Annotated in this window: 13 protein-coding genes and 1 pseudogene; 9 read left to right on the forward strand and 5 right to left on the reverse strand. The window is 69.6% G+C overall.

Translation table 11 applies throughout. The annotated features are described in order from the left end of the window. Nucleotides 1-129 precede the first annotated feature (129 nt). The 6 genes from ACF08W_RS19225 to ACF08W_RS19250 all read left to right on the forward strand — a co-directional run bounded on the left by ACF08W_RS19225 (nt 130) and on the right by ACF08W_RS19250 (nt 7,147). The gene (locus ACF08W_RS19225; RefSeq protein ID WP_385213922.1) at nt 130-2,223 is read left to right on the forward strand and encodes a hydantoinase/oxoprolinase family protein; all 2,094 of its coding nucleotides are present in this window, start codon (nt 130-132) and stop codon (nt 2,221-2,223) included. Nucleotides 2,224-2,237: 14 nt separating this feature from the next. Further along, nucleotides 2,238-4,001, forward strand: a complete 1,764-nt coding sequence (locus ACF08W_RS19230; protein ID WP_385213925.1) for a hydantoinase B/oxoprolinase family protein — start codon at nt 2,238-2,240, stop codon at nt 3,999-4,001. Nucleotides 4,002-4,046: 45 nt separating this feature from the next. After that, nucleotides 4,047-4,913: a hypothetical protein gene (locus tag ACF08W_RS19235; RefSeq protein ID WP_392279927.1), complete on the forward strand. Its 867-nt coding sequence runs from the start codon at nt 4,047-4,049 to the stop codon at nt 4,911-4,913. A gap of 13 nt (nt 4,914-4,926) precedes the next feature. Next, nucleotides 4,927-5,253: an extradiol ring-cleavage dioxygenase gene (locus ACF08W_RS19240; RefSeq protein ID WP_392279928.1), complete on the forward strand. Its 327-nt coding sequence runs from the start codon at nt 4,927-4,929 to the stop codon at nt 5,251-5,253. An 80-nt stretch (nt 5,254-5,333) separates the two neighbouring features. Continuing rightward, nucleotides 5,334-6,221, forward strand: a complete 888-nt coding sequence (locus ACF08W_RS19245; protein WP_392279929.1) for an acetamidase/formamidase family protein — start codon at nt 5,334-5,336, stop codon at nt 6,219-6,221. 56 nt (nt 6,222-6,277) lie between these two features. Then, nucleotides 6,278-7,147, forward strand: a complete 870-nt coding sequence (locus ACF08W_RS19250) for an alpha/beta fold hydrolase (RefSeq protein ID WP_385213931.1) — start codon at nt 6,278-6,280, stop codon at nt 7,145-7,147. On the opposite strand, the pseudogene ACF08W_RS19255 reads toward ACF08W_RS19250, so the two are convergent. The 3 genes and pseudogenes from ACF08W_RS19255 to ACF08W_RS19265 form a co-directional block, all read right to left on the reverse strand. Further along, nucleotides 7,069-7,374, reverse strand: a pseudogene (locus tag ACF08W_RS19255) (hypothetical protein); the annotation flags it as partial. The gene ACF08W_RS19250 and the pseudogene ACF08W_RS19255 overlap by 79 nt on opposite strands. 21 nt (nt 7,375-7,395) lie before the next feature. Further along, on the reverse strand, nt 7,396-7,650 hold the full coding sequence (locus ACF08W_RS19260) for a DUF1049 domain-containing protein (RefSeq protein ID WP_392279930.1): 255 nt from the start codon (nt 7,648-7,650) through the stop codon (nt 7,396-7,398). A 47-nt stretch (nt 7,651-7,697) separates the two neighbouring features. Next, a complete protein-coding gene (locus ACF08W_RS19265; protein ID WP_385213936.1) occupies nt 7,698-7,967 on the reverse strand; it encodes a hypothetical protein in 270 nt (89 codons plus the stop codon). Between the two features lie 498 nt (nt 7,968-8,465). Here ACF08W_RS19265 and ACF08W_RS19270 point away from each other — a divergent pair, with 498 nt between their 5' ends. Then, nucleotides 8,466-9,359, forward strand: coding sequence for a DUF1963 domain-containing protein (locus ACF08W_RS19270; protein WP_392279931.1), 894 nt, complete (start codon nt 8,466-8,468; stop codon nt 9,357-9,359). 154 nt (nt 9,360-9,513) lie between these two features. Here the strand turns inward: ACF08W_RS19270 and ACF08W_RS19275 are convergent, their stop codons facing one another. Continuing rightward, complete coding sequence (locus ACF08W_RS19275) at nt 9,514-10,524, reverse strand: hypothetical protein (RefSeq protein ID WP_392279932.1); 1,011 nt, start codon at nt 10,522-10,524, stop codon at nt 9,514-9,516. Between the two features lie 289 nt (nt 10,525-10,813). Next, complete coding sequence (locus ACF08W_RS19280) at nt 10,814-11,332, reverse strand: RICIN domain-containing protein (RefSeq protein ID WP_385217672.1); 519 nt, start codon at nt 11,330-11,332, stop codon at nt 10,814-10,816. A gap of 532 nt (nt 11,333-11,864) precedes the next feature. Between ACF08W_RS19280 and ACF08W_RS19285 the strand changes: the two genes are divergently transcribed. Both ACF08W_RS19285 and ACF08W_RS19290 read left to right on the forward strand, forming a co-directional pair. Further along, complete coding sequence (locus ACF08W_RS19285; RefSeq protein WP_392279933.1) at nt 11,865-12,728, forward strand: universal stress protein; 864 nt, start codon at nt 11,865-11,867, stop codon at nt 12,726-12,728. Nucleotides 12,729-12,793: 65 nt separating this feature from the next. Continuing rightward, the gene (locus ACF08W_RS19290) at nt 12,794-13,291 is read left to right on the forward strand and encodes a nuclear transport factor 2 family protein (RefSeq protein ID WP_385217679.1); all 498 of its coding nucleotides are present in this window, start codon (nt 12,794-12,796) and stop codon (nt 13,289-13,291) included. The last annotated feature ends 9 nt before the right edge of the window (nt 13,292-13,300 follow it).

A 13,300-nucleotide genomic window follows, 5' to 3' on the forward strand; every position in this document is an offset into this window, starting at 1 on the left:
AACACCGCGCCTTCTGTAATTCTCGAATTCGGTTCGCACCGGCCGCACCATTCGCGCAATTCTTCTTGCGTCAATGCACCGCACGCCCTTCTGCGCGCCCATTCGGTTCTCAGTAATGGAGTTTCCTCGATGACGAACGTAAGCAGCAGTGCGAGTCGGCGGATCGGAATTGATATCGGCGGGACATTCACCGACCTCTTCGTGGTCGAAGGGAACGGAGAGTCCCGTATCTACAAGTCTCCGACGACGCCGCACGACCCGTCCGTCGGTCTGCTGAACGGCCTGACCAAAGCGGCCGACAGTTTCGGGGAGTCGCTGGAGGCCTTCCTCGGTGCGGTGTCCACGATCGTGCACGGCACGACGATCGCCACCAACGCCGTGCTGACCCACCAGGGGGCGAAGACCGGCTTCGTCACGACGCACGGCTTCCGTGACCTGCTGAACATGCGCCGCGGTATCCGGGATCGACAGAACGACTCCAAGTACGCGCCGCCGCCCCCGCTGGTCCCCCGGGAGCTCATCGCCACCGTCCGCGAACGCGTCGACGTGTCCGGCAACGAGATCGAGGCGCTCAACGAGGAGGACGTGCGCGCGGCGGCGCGCTATTTTCGCGAGCAGGGCGTGGAGGCGGTCGCGGTCTCGTATCTGTGGTCCTTCGTCGATGCCGCCCACGAACGGCGCACCGCGGAAATCCTGCGCGAGGAACTTCCCGGTGTATTCATCACGATATCCAGCGACGTGGTGCCCCAGATCCGCGCCTACGAGCGACACAGCACCACGGTGCTGAACGCGTTCGTCGGACCCAAACTGCAGAATTACCTGGCGAACATCGAACGTCAGCTGGCAGACCGGGGATTTTCCGGAACCCTGCTCATCGTGCAGTCCAACGGCGGCGTGATGTCGCCCGAGATCGCCAGTAATTCCGCGGTCAACGCGCTCATGTCGGGACCGGCGGCGGCGCCCGGGGCGGCTCTCCAGTACGCCCGTCGGCACGGCGCCCAGGACGTCATCGCCGTCGACATGGGGGGCACCAGCTTCGACGTCGCCCTGGTGCGCGACGGGGAGTCGCTGCTCACCGGCGACAGCGAGATCGCCGGATACCGCGTCGCCCTGCCGATGCTGGACATCCACACGGTCGGCGCGGGCGGCGGTTCGCTGGTCTGGGTGGACTCAGGCGGCATCCTCCGGGTGGGTCCGCAGAGCGCCACCGCCAACCCGGGCCCCGCCTGCTACGGGCGCGGCGGCGAGAACCCCACCACGACGGACGCCGATCTCCTCATGGGCTACCTGAACCCGGACATGTTCGGCGACGGCGCCTTCACCCTGGACGTCGAGGCGTCGCGCAGGGCCGTGGAGGAGAAGGTCGCGAAACCGCTCGGACTCACGGTCACCGAAGCGGTCGAGGGCATCTACCGCGTGGTCAACGCGACCATGGCCGAGGCCGTCAGCGCGGTGTCGGTCAAGCGCGGTGTCGACCCCCGGGAGTTCACCGTGGTGGTCGCCGGCGGCGCGGGACCGATCCACGCCGTACCGATCGCCCAGGAACTCGGCATCACCCGCATCATCGTGCCCCGCGAATCGTCGGTGTTCTGCGCCGTCGGCACCCTTCTGACCGACCTCAAGCACCTGTACGCGCGCACCTTCGTGTCGGACATGGACGCCCTGGACCTGGACCGTGTCGGCGCGCTGTACCGCGAGATGCGCGACGAGGCCGTCGAGACGCTCCGCTCGGAGAACGTCGAGGACGGGGCGATCAGTCTGGTCTTCAGCGCGGACGTGCGCTATATCGGCCAGTTCACGGAGATCGAGGTCCCCTTGTCGTTCGACGGCGAGCTGACCCAGGAGTCGGTCAAGCAGCTCGTCAGCGACTTCGAGGCCAAGCACGAGGCCCTCAACGGGTACGCCATGCCCGGCGAGCCCACCGAACTCATCAACGTCCGCCTCACCTCGCTCGGCCGTACGACCAAGCCCGCCCTCGCCGACGAGCCCTCCGCCGGCCCCGACCCGAGCGCCGCCCGCAAGGGCGCACGCGAGGCCGTCTTCTCCGGCCGCACCGTCCGCACCGACGTCTACGACGGCCTGGCCCTGCGCCGTGACAACCGCGTCGTCGGCCCCGCGATCATCGAGCAGCCCACCACCACCGTCGTCCTCATCGAGGGCTACGTCATGACGGTGGACGCGCAGGGCAACTACGTCATCGAACCGGCGAACCAGCCGGCCTGAAGGGAATCGAGCAGATGACACAGCAGACGACCCAGACGCAGTCCCCGTCCAACCCCATCCTCGTCGCCGTGATCGGCAGCGCCCTGGACGGCATCACCAGCGAGATGGGCCAGACGATGCTGCGTACCTCGCGGTCGCCCATCTTCGTCGAGGCCCGCGACTTCGCCACCTCTCTCTTCAGCGCGGACTGCCGGCTGCTTGCCCAGACCCACTACATCCCGGTCATCGGAGGGGCGACGCCGTTCGCCCTGCGCGCCATCGCGGAGTTCTTCGGCGACGACGTGCACGACGGCGACATCTTCATCCACAACGACCCGTTCAACGGCGGCTCGCACCTGCCCGACATCACCATCGCCCGGCCGGTCTTCTGGGACGGCGCACTCGTCTTCTGGGCCACGACCAAGGGGCACAACGCCGACGTCGGCGGTGGCGGCGTCGTCGGGTTCAACCCCGGCGCGCGGGACGTCCAGGAGGAGGGCATCGTGATCCCGCCCACCCGCGTCGTCGCACGGGGCGAGCTGCGGCGCGACGCATGGGAGCTGATCCTCTCCAACGTGCGGATGCGCGCGCTGGTGGAGAGCGTGCTGAACTGCCAGATCGGTGCCACGGCCATCGGCGAACGCCGCCTCAAGGGCCTTCTGGAGAAGTACGGGCCACGGACGATCGCCGCCGCCACCGACGAGCTGCTGCGGGCCAGCGCCCGCCAGGTCCGCGCCGAGATCGCCGCGATCCCCGACGGCGAGTACCACGCCGACGCGCTGCTCGACAACGACGGGATCGACCGGGACCGTTCCTACCGGGTCGCCCTGACGATCAGGGTCGAGGGCGAGCACCTCACCTTCGACTTCAGCGAGAGCGACGAGCAGGCCAAGGGCTTCATCAACAGCACGATCGCCAACACGGTGTCCTCGGCCCATCTGGCCCTCTTCGGATGCATCGATCCGGACATCCGCTACAACGACGGCGCGATCGAGCCGATCGACGTGATCGCCCCGGCCGGCTCCCTCACCAACCCCGAAGCCCCGGCACCCGTCGCCGCCTGCACCGTCCCGACCTGCGAGGCCATCGCCTCGGCGGTCTGGGTCGCCCTCTCGCAGGCCGTCCCCGACCGGGCGCACGCCGGCTGGGCTCGCTGGTGCACACCCGCCACCATGGGCATGAACCCGCGCACCGGACGCCACTTCGGCGACCTCCACTTCCTGGGCAAGGGTGGCAGCGGAGCCACCGAGGGCTTCGACGGCTGGGACCATCTCTCCCCGTCGAACACCCTGGGCGGACTGCGCGCCCCGGACCCCGAACTGCACGAACTGGACACCCCGTACCTGCTGGAAGCACTCGAATACCTCCCGGACAGCGCGGGCGGCGGCCAGTGGCGCGGAGGTCTCGGCGTGCGCTACCGGTGGCGGGTCCTGGCCGACAACATCGCCTGCGCCACGTACGGCAGCGGTTTCATGCCGCGGACCGCTCCCGTGGGACTGCTCGGCGGACGCCCCGGCATCGTCAATCGCCTGACCCTGATCCGCGCCGGCGCCGAGCCCGTCGAAATGGAATCGAACTCCTTCTACACCCTCGACACGGGTGACGTCGTCGAGGTGATCGCGAGCGGCGGCGGCGGATTCGGCGATCCGCGACTGCGCCCCGCCGACCTGGTGCTGCGCGACGTACGCGAAGGGGTCGTCTCCCTCGACGCGGCGCGCACCGTCTACGGCGTAGCCATCGACGCGGACACCCTCGAAGTCCACGAGGACGAGACCCGGGACCTGCGCGCCGCGATCTGACCGGCCCCCACACACATCCCCGCGAGCACCAAAGGAACACGCACCATGGCCCACATCGGCCTCGCCGTGGCAGCGAGCCACGCCCCCGGCCTGATCGGCATGCTCGATCAGGCGCCCGAAGCATCGCAGCAGATGGTCACGTCCGCCTACGGAGCCCTGACCCGGCAGATCCGTGACGCCGAACTCGATGTCCTCCTCATGGTGGCCAACGACCACATGGCCAACAACCGCATCCGCGCGTACCCGGACTTCGTCGTCGGCATGGCGCCCGTGCACCGCGGCCCGGCCGAGTTCTTCAAGGACTGGCTGGGGTGCGGGGAGTACCGGATACCGGGGCGCCCGGACATCGCGGAGAAGGTCCTCAACGGGCTGAACCGGCGGGGTGTTCCGGTCTCCGCGACCCGCGCCAACCTCAACTTCGACGACAACGTCTCGGTGCCCGTGGTCAGGACCGGGATCGAGGCGAGCGGCGTCCCGATCGTGCCCATTCTCCAGAACGTCACGGTCCCGCCCTTCCCCGACCAGCACCGCTGCTACGAGATCGGCCGGCAGCTCGCCGACCTCATCGAGCACGACCTGCCGTCCGATCTGCGCGTCGGCCTCTTCGCCACCGGCGGCATGAGCCACGAGCCCGGCGGGGTCCGGGACTTCTGGATCGACGAGGAGTTCGACCAGTGGTTCCTCGGCCTGCTCGCCGACGGCGACCACGAGAAGGTCCTGACCGAGGTCACCCTGGAACGGCTCGACCGGGCCGGCATCGGCGGCACCGGCGAGCTGCTGAGCTGGATCCTGGTCATGGGCGCGATCGGCGAGCGGCCCTGCGACGTCCTCGGCTACACCGCCTGGGACCAGTGGCGCTGCGGCATCGGTGCCGTGAGCTGGGACATGACCTCGGCGCCGGCCGGACGCTGAGAAGGAGAACGCCATGAGTCTGGAACACATCAACCGCGCCCTGGTCGCGCACGATCTCGTGCAGGACCTGAAGTGGGACGCCGGCCTTCGTGAGGAGTTCGTCAAGGACGAGGCCGCCGTGCTCGACCGCTACGAACTGACCGGTGCCGAGCGCATCGCCATCGAGGAGCGCGACTTCCGCACCCTGTACGACCTCGGGTTCCATCCCTACCTCGGGGCCCAGTTCGCCCGGATCCTGTTCGCCAGCAACACGAACGGTGCCACCAGTGCCGTGCAGCACCTGCTGGCCTCGATCCGTGGTGAACCCGCCCCGGGCCGGACCGAAACGGGTGGCCTGTGACGCGGGTGCCCGCCCCGTCCGCGGTGGGGGGAGGCCGTGTCCACGACCTTCCTGCCGGGCCCGACACCGTCCGGGTCGGGGTGATCGATCCCGCCGCACCGCCGGTGCTCACGATCGACTCCGGCGACGAGGTCACGCTGTCGACCTGGGGGCACTGGGGCGACCGCGTCACCCCGGGCACCGTGATGGAGGACTTCCCGGCGCTCCGGGCGGCCTTCCCCGACGCGCTCGGGCCGCACTCCCTCACCGGCCCCATCCGGGTGCGCGGGGCCCGTCCCGGTGACGCCCTCGTGGTGGACGTGCTGGCGCTGACGCCCGCGGCCCACGGGTTCAACCTGGTCGTGGCCGAGCCACGGGGCCGAGGCGTCCTGCGGGACCGCTTCCCCCGGGGAACGATCCGCCATTTCGAGCTGGACCGCGCCACCATGACCACCACGCTCGGCAGCAAGGTGCGCGTCCCCCTCAAGCCGTTCCTGGGCATCATGGGAGTCGCCCCGGCCGAGGACGGCCCGCGCAGCACGGTGGAACCCGGCCCCTTCGGCGGCAACATGGACCTGTCCGCACTTGTCGTGGGCGCCCGCCTCAGGCTCCCCGTCTTCCGGGACGGCGCGGGCTTCTACTGCGGTGACGGCCACGCAGTCCAGGGCGACGGCGAGGTGAACCAGACCGCGATCGAGACCGGGATGGACCACGTCCGGTTGCGGTTCACGGTGGAGCCCGGTGCCGGTCCGCGCACCCCCCGGGCCGAGACGGAGGACCACTTCGTCTCCACCGGATTCGGGGAGAACCTGGAGGCCGCCGCCCACGACGCGGTGGACGACCTCGTGAACTGGCTGACCGAGGAGGGCCTCGACCCGGACGAGGCGTACAGCCTCTGCTCCATCGCCGCGGATGTCCGCGTGACCCAGATGGTGAACAACGTCGTCGGCGTGCACGCCGTCATCGAGAAGCTCACCCGCCGTTCGTGACCTGTCCCCGGGCGTCATGGGACGACCCTGGGACAGGAAAAGGGAAAGGAATGCCGATGACCACGGTCGAGATCCCCGAATACAGGACCGACCCCTTCTTCGGCCTGGAGGACAGGTGGCTGCCCACCGCCGACGGCGAGCTGACCCATTACCACGAGGTCGGCGAAGGAACCCCGATCCTCTTTCTGCACGGCTCGGGGACGGGGGTCACCGCCGCCGCGAACTGGTGGCTGAACCTGCCCCACCTCGCGCGGCACGGCCGCTGTATCGCCATCGACTCCATCGGCTACGGCCAGAGTGTCGTGGCGCCGGGCACCGAGTACGGGATCCGGGAGTGGGGCCGGCACGCGCTGCGCGTCCTGGACGCACTGGGCATCGACAAGACCTGGATCGTCGGCAACTCGATCGGCGGCTGGGTCGCCCTGCAACTCGCCATCGACGCTCCCGAGCGGATCCTGGGCATCGTCTCGATGGGCACCGGAGGAGCCAGAAAGACTGCGGCGCTGGCGGGCCACGCCACTCCGGAACTCTCGCCGCAGGGCATCCGCCGTACGCTCGAACAGTTCGTCGTGGACACGGGTCTGATCACCGACGAACTCGTCGGTCTGCGCTACCGGGCGGCGCTCAACGACAGCGCGTCGAGTCGGCTCAAGGAGGTCGTGGCGGCCCGTGACCGGGACCGGGACGCGCTGCCGCTCGACCTCGGTGCGCTCGCGGAGGTGGACATCCCGGTGCTGCTGATCCACGGCACGCGGGACGTGGTCATCCCGGTCTCCCGGACCTGGGAACTCCTGCACGCCCTTCCGCGTGCCGACGCGCACCTCTTCAGCCGGTGCGGGCACTGGTCTCAGGTGGAACGCGTCGAGGACTTCAACGAGAGCGTGGGCCGGTATCTGCGCAGGCACGGGGGGAGCGGCCCGGTGTGAGGTGACCGGGCCACGAGTCCGGGCAGCCGGTCCCCGGCGGGCACCCGCGTACAGGTGCCCGCCGGGGTCCGTTCCCGGTGTCCCTCGGAAGTGACGGTGTCGGCGACGTTCCAGACGGCGAGGACCTTCTGCTTGCCGGTGAAGCCGCCGAAGTCGACCTCGTGGCTGACGTCGGCCGGAGGCTGGGCGCCGTTGCCCTCGTACTCGGCGATCTTCTGGTCGCCGACCCGGGTGCTCGGCGCCCGGGGTCAGCGCTTGGTGCGGCGGTGGAACAGGTATCCGCCCATGCCCAGGCCGACGAGGAGTGTCACGGCCAGCACCGCCCAGAGCAGCAGGGTGACCGACGGGATCCAGAGCCGGATGGCGACCGAGCCGGTGTTCGCCGCGATGAACCAGATCGCGAGGGCCGCGAGCACCACGACCCCGACGGTGCGGATGCGTACGCTCCGCCCCTTGACGGTCAGGGTCGACGGCTCCTGCGACCGGGACGTCTTCTGCGCCATGCGTCCAGTATCGGGCGGTTCGGCCGATCAGGCCCGACGAACCCCGCTCAGGGGGTATCACCCCGCCAGTCCCAGCGGTCGGCGTCGCCGTCCCTGGGCCCGTACTCCGCTTTGCCGCCGGGGCCGAAACGCCCGATCTCCGTGGTCAGCGCCGCGCCCTCGCGCAGCTCCCGGTCCGTCCACCCCGTCACGTCGAGCAACAGGCCGTCGAGCGGGCCGCCCACCAGCTCCCGGTAGACATGACCCGGCCGGGGCCCCGGATCGGGGTCGTCGTGGTCGGCGCCGTACACGCGCCGCTGCCGCATCAGCTCGTCCATGGGGGCAGGATCGCACCCGGCACTGACAATCGCAGGGCCCGGACGCCCCGGGGCCGGCCTCTGCCGGATACAGGCACCGGGCCTGGCGGACTCCTCGTCCCGGTCGACCCGTCGGCCGTGGCTCGCCCCTCTAGGACCTGTCTTCAAACTGCCGCCTGCCGTGCGGCGCCCGGCACGCACGCTCGCCGCGTTGTCGGGGTCACCCCGATACATCCAGTATCGGGGTGACCCTCCGCCTTGCGATCGCACGCACCGGACACCGCACGGCCCGGCCTCCGGCCGGACGACGGCAGTTTGAAGACAGGTCCTAGGGAAGTCCTTGACCGGCTGCTGAACGTGAACGCGTGATGTCGGGTGTTGGCAAGGCCGACCGCGAAGTGCCCCGTGGCCGAGAACGGGGCCTGCTGGTGGGTCCGACCGGCCGTGCGGCTACTCTCAGCCCACCGCGGCCCCGGTCGCGGCCAAGCCCGACGCTTTGGTCTGTGAGGAGCACGTCCGATGGCTCGCACCACCCCGCCACGTCCGCTCGATGTCGAGGCGCTGTTCCCGGAGGTGGCCGACTACCGGAAGACGGCCGTTCGCCTGCACCCGCGCCTCGGCAGTCCGAGCGCGCGGGAAAGCTCGCTCGGCGGGCCCGTGCTCTGGCCGCTCTCGGAGCCCTGGCCCCACTGCGAGGACGACCACCCGCGTACGGCGTTCTCCCCTCCCGCCCAGGGACCGGTCCCGCTCGTCCCGGTCCTCCAACTGTTCGCGACCGACGTGCCCGACCTGGACTTTCCCGGCACCGCCGATCTGCTGCAGGTGCTCTGGTGCCCCTTCGACCATGAGGACGGTTACGTTCCCCGCCCCGAGACGTACTGGCGGAGCAGCTCCCTGAGCGACCTGCGGCCGGCCGACCCGCCCCGCCCGACCGGCCCTGACGACCCCTACCTTCCGAACCCGTGCGTCCTGCACCCCGAGCGCGTTACCGACTACCCGAACTGGGACCTCCCGGACGAGGTCGCCGACGCGCTCGAAGCCAGGTTCGAACAGCTGGAGGAGGAAACCGGCTGGTCCTACTGGTCCCACCTCTCCGTGTCGGACGGCATCAAGGTCGGCGGATACCCGACATGGACGCAGGAGCCCAACTGGCCGACGTGCCCTACATGCAGTGTGCGCATGGAGCATCTCCTGACGATCAACAGTTCCGAGTTCGACGGCGAGAGCTGGCGCACGTGGCTGCCCATCGAGGACACCCCTGCCACGGGAACCATATGGGACCTTCCTTACGAACAACGCACCGCGATCCAATGCCCGCCCGGGCTCATGCTCGGCGACATGGGCGGCATCTACCTGTTCGAATGCACCAGCTGCCCCGACAGGCCCTTCGCCCACCGCTCGGACTGTTCGTGACCGCGCGGCGGCTTCAGCCAAAGGACCATACCGGTGCCCGCGGGGCAGCCGTCGATGGCATCGGGCGGTACTGCACCCTCGTGAGCTCGCGTTTCACGGCTCGGGCGATCCGACCGAGGCGGGCGGCGGCGAGGTTGCCGATGTCGCGACCGGCTCAGCGCGGCTCCAGCGAGCGGATTCGTTCGACCGCCCGCCGGGTCAGCTCCACGATCTCGGCCTTGTGCCGCTTCGACGCGGTATACGGCTTGTACCGGAGCCCCAGGACGACGTTCTCGACACGAACGGTGGTGTAAACGGCGTCCGATGACTTGTACCAGTTCGTCGAGTACTCGTCTCCGAAACGAGGAAAATCCAGCTTCATAGGGGTCCCGACATTCATCTGCTGCTCTGTTGCTTGTCGAGCGGTCTGCTGGAATACATCCTTGGCCACCTCGTACGAGGAGCAGACGTGGATGATGAATGAGGCGTCCACGAACGGGGAATGGGGAGTGTCTCCGTCACGTTCGAACTCGATACCGTCCAGTTCGCATCCGTCCTGCCGGTCCTCCTCCCCATAGGTGTCCACGTCGAACGTGACCCAGCCCCGAGGCATGTCGTCTGCCGTCAGGAGAGCCCGGTCGGCTTCCGAAGTGGGCAGCACATGCGGTCCCGTGCTGTCGGCCCGGCTGCCCGCTCCTTGGGATTTCTGCGTGGCGGGGCTCTGCGAGATCAAAAGGCGTTGGCCACCGTGGACGGCCAGGGCGAGCAGTCCGGCGGTCAGCAACAGGGACACCCCGATCAATATCCGTGCCGCCGGTGTGTTGTTGATCGTGAGCGGTCCGAAAGAAAGGTGGTTACGAGAAACCCGCCTTCCGGCAATGGCGACCGATCCATGATGATGGACGGACGAGCTGGACAGGTGCGCGGACAATTGGCGCCGCAACTCGGGATCGGTATCGATCTGCTCGCGCAGGACATTCTGCGCCTCATTCCGTGCCCCGGTGTCTCCGGGTTCCGATTCGAGCCCCCGTAGCGCCGATTCCCCGCGCGGGTTTCCACTCAGCCGGGCGCGGACGATCTCGGCGACAGCGTCTCCTCCGCTCTGGCCGAACGCGTTTCCCGCCGCACCAGCCACGACCGCCAGAAGACGGCCGACAGCTGCGGCCGCCAACTCCGCAGCGTCCATGTCTCCCCCCTCGCCACAGCAGGCCGATCGTTCGCCATAGTTTTCTGGAACAGTGCGCATCGAGTCGTCAGCGATGCGCACTTCTCGCACCGGTGCACCGGGCTGCCTCCAGCGCCGTTGCCCCGCTCCGGCCGACTACAAGGCGCTGAAGGCCTATGTGTTCGGTCAGGGCCGACGCATCCCCCTGGACACTGCCCGGCTCACGGAACGCGCGGCGGCTCACAGCTTTCCGGCCGCAATCCAGCAGGCCCGGGTACCCGTCGGTGGATCTTGGGCCGCTGTCAGTGAATCAGTGAATCAGCCAGTAGTGGTCCTTCCAGCTGCCGCAGCGGAACTGGATGACCGGTGCGGCCTCGGCAGTGCTTCCATCCTGGACCGCGAGGCAATTGCCGCTGTTGAAGTTCTTGATCTGGTAACCCTTGGTGAGAGCGTCGTAGGGCCCCTCCCGCCAGTACTGGTCGAAGTAGCCACCGCACGGGTACTGCGTCACCCTGGCGTAGTCATCCATGGATGCCCCGTCGACCGAGAGGCAGAGCCCGCTGTGCCGGTTGACGATCTTGTACCAGACAGTTCCGTCCTCGTCGTAGAGGCCGGCCTCCCAGTACCAGAACTGGTCGGCGTAGTTATTGCAGCTGAACTGGTTGAGATACGCGAAACCCGTCGATGTCCCGGGGACGGAGAGGCATCTACCGGAATTCGCGTTCTTGAGGGTGAAGTCGCCCGAGTCCGCCTGGCTGTTGCCCGCAAGACCGACGACAAGGACGATCGAGCCGAGCAACCCTCCGACGAGATGCCGTACTGGTTTCATCGTGTTCCTCCTTGTGGATCAGCGCCGCGGCGCTCCGCCCGTTCACAACGGGCCTGGTCATCATCGGAGGAAATCCGGCACCGTCCTTGGCAATGAGCGCAGAACTACATGGCAGAGCGTGCCGTATCCGTCGGCGCGGCCTGGACCGCGAAGGCCGGCTGCGCGGGCGGTTTCGGAGCGCCGGGCCCTCGGCGTCCCGCCCGCTTCGACGGGCTGGACGTGTGGCCGTCCCGCCGGGGCTCCGCGACGGGCCACCGGACGGCGAACCCGCCACCCGGCACCCCGGCCGCCGGCCTGGTGCGGTTGGTCGTGCTCGGACACGGCCTCGGCCCGGACCTCTTCGAGGGCCGCGCCCGACGCGGCCACCACCACGTCGCCCTCGCCAGGTCCTGGGCCGCCTCCAGGAATCCGCCGAGGACGCGGGTTGCGGTGGTCCCGGGATCTTCCGGGCGGATAGGGTCGAAAGGCCCTGCCGCACCGTGTCCGCGCCGACCAGTCTGGGACACGCACCGCCGGAATCTGGAGGGACACCATGACCAGCACCGACCGCCCCGTGATCGCCGCGGTCGACGGCTCGTCGCACAGCGACGAAGCCCTCGACTGGGCCGCCCGTGAAGCCGCGCGCCGGGGGCTCGGGCTCACCGTCGTGCACGCCCTGACGCCGGACCGGCCTGCCGAACGGGACGCCCGCCGCCGCGAGGCGGAGGAACTGCTCGACCGGTCCGTACGGCAGGTGGCCCGGATCGCCCCGGAGCTGAGCCCGTCGACGCTGGCACCGCTGGACTACCCCTCGGCGGTGCTCTCCTCGCTCAGCCACAACGCCGCGCTGATCGTCGTCGGCTCGCGCGGGCTCGGCGGTTTCCGCTCCCTGCTGCTGGGCTCCAACAGCCTGGCGGCCGCCTCGATGGCGGACTGCCCGGTCGTCGTCGTCCACTCCTCCCGGGCCGAGGAGGAGGCACCGGAGGACGCGGAGGCGCCTCGCGACATCGTCGCGGGGGTGGCCGCCGACGAGAGCAGCGAGGCGGTCCTGGAGTTCGCCTTCGAAACCGCCGCGTCCCGGCCCGGCGCGCGGCTGCGGATCGTGCACGGCTGGACGATGTTCTCCTCCATGCTCTCCGGCGGCCCCGTCTTCGACCGGGACGCCGCGGCCGACGCCGCCGCGCGGGCCCTCGCGGAACTCACCGCGGGCTGGCGCGAGAAGTACCCACAGGTCGAGACCGTACGGGAGCCGGTCAGCGGTTCCGCCTCACGCACCCTGGTCACGGCGTCCGCCACCGCGGCGCTCACCGTGATCGGGCGGCGCCGGGGCGGCGAGTCCCTCGGGCTCGGCCTCTCCCCCGTCGCCCAGACCACCCTCACGCACGCGCTCGGTCCGGTCGCCGTCGTGCCGTGCTGACCACCGTCTCCGATCGTCCGTGCACGCCTCTTGGCCTCTTCGGCGGGCGGGCGGACACTGACCCGATGACGCAGCGCGCGGACCTCGCCCATCTGATGGACCGGCTCGCCGTCGACGCCCTGCTCACGGGGTACGCGGCGGCGGTGGACGACGGCGAGTGGGCCGACTACCTGGCCCTGTTCACCGCTGACGGCCGGGCCGACTACCGCGGCGCGGGCGGCATCGAGGGCCCGGTGGCCGAGGTGGCCCGGTGGCTGGCGGAGACGATGCGGCTCTTCCCCGTACGCCAGCATCTGATCGTCAACCGGCGCATCGACCTCGAGGCCCCGGACGGGTACCGCGGCGACGGGGCGAAGGCCCGGGCCGACTATCTCAACCCGATGCGGCTGGAGCACCCCGAGAGCCGCGCGGACGGCCCGGCGGCGCGGTCCACCGCGCCGAACTTCGTCTCCGGCGGACGGTACGCGTTCACGCTGTCGCGCACGGTCGACGGCTGGCGCATTCGCACGGTGACCGTGCACGAGAAGTGGCGCGGCGCCGGAGGGCTTTTCGCCGGGGAGTGAACAGGGAGG

Source organism: Streptomyces sp. NPDC015144, from assembly GCF_043079735.1.
Classification (GTDB): Bacteria; Actinomycetota; Actinomycetes; order Streptomycetales; family Streptomycetaceae; genus Streptomyces.

Excerpts from the sequence above, each read along its gene's own strand:
- ACF08W_RS19225 (WP_385213922.1), top strand. The coding sequence starts at position 130 with ATGACGAACGTAAGCAGCAGTGCGAGTCGGCGGATCGGAATTGATATC.
- ACF08W_RS19230 (WP_385213925.1), top strand. The coding sequence starts at position 2,238 with ATGACACAGCAGACGACCCAGACGCAGTCCCCGTCCAACCCCATCCTC.
- ACF08W_RS19235 (WP_392279927.1), top strand. The coding sequence starts at position 4,047 with ATGGCCCACATCGGCCTCGCCGTGGCAGCGAGCCACGCCCCCGGCCTG.
- ACF08W_RS19240 (WP_392279928.1), top strand. The coding sequence starts at position 4,927 with ATGAGTCTGGAACACATCAACCGCGCCCTGGTCGCGCACGATCTCGTG.
- ACF08W_RS19250 (WP_385213931.1), top strand. The coding sequence starts at position 6,278 with ATGACCACGGTCGAGATCCCCGAATACAGGACCGACCCCTTCTTCGGC.
- ACF08W_RS19260 (WP_392279930.1), bottom strand. The coding sequence starts at position 7,650 with ATGGCGCAGAAGACGTCCCGGTCGCAGGAGCCGTCGACCCTGACCGTC.
- ACF08W_RS19265 (WP_385213936.1), bottom strand. The coding sequence starts at position 7,967 with ATGGACGAGCTGATGCGGCAGCGGCGCGTGTACGGCGCCGACCACGAC.
- ACF08W_RS19270 (WP_392279931.1), top strand. The coding sequence starts at position 8,466 with ATGGCTCGCACCACCCCGCCACGTCCGCTCGATGTCGAGGCGCTGTTC.
- ACF08W_RS19275 (WP_392279932.1), bottom strand. The coding sequence starts at position 10,524 with ATGGACGCTGCGGAGTTGGCGGCCGCAGCTGTCGGCCGTCTTCTGGCG.
- ACF08W_RS19280 (WP_385217672.1), bottom strand. The coding sequence starts at position 11,332 with ATGAAACCAGTACGGCATCTCGTCGGAGGGTTGCTCGGCTCGATCGTC.
- ACF08W_RS19285 (WP_392279933.1), top strand. The coding sequence starts at position 11,865 with ATGACCAGCACCGACCGCCCCGTGATCGCCGCGGTCGACGGCTCGTCG.
- ACF08W_RS19290 (WP_385217679.1), top strand. The coding sequence starts at position 12,794 with ATGACGCAGCGCGCGGACCTCGCCCATCTGATGGACCGGCTCGCCGTC.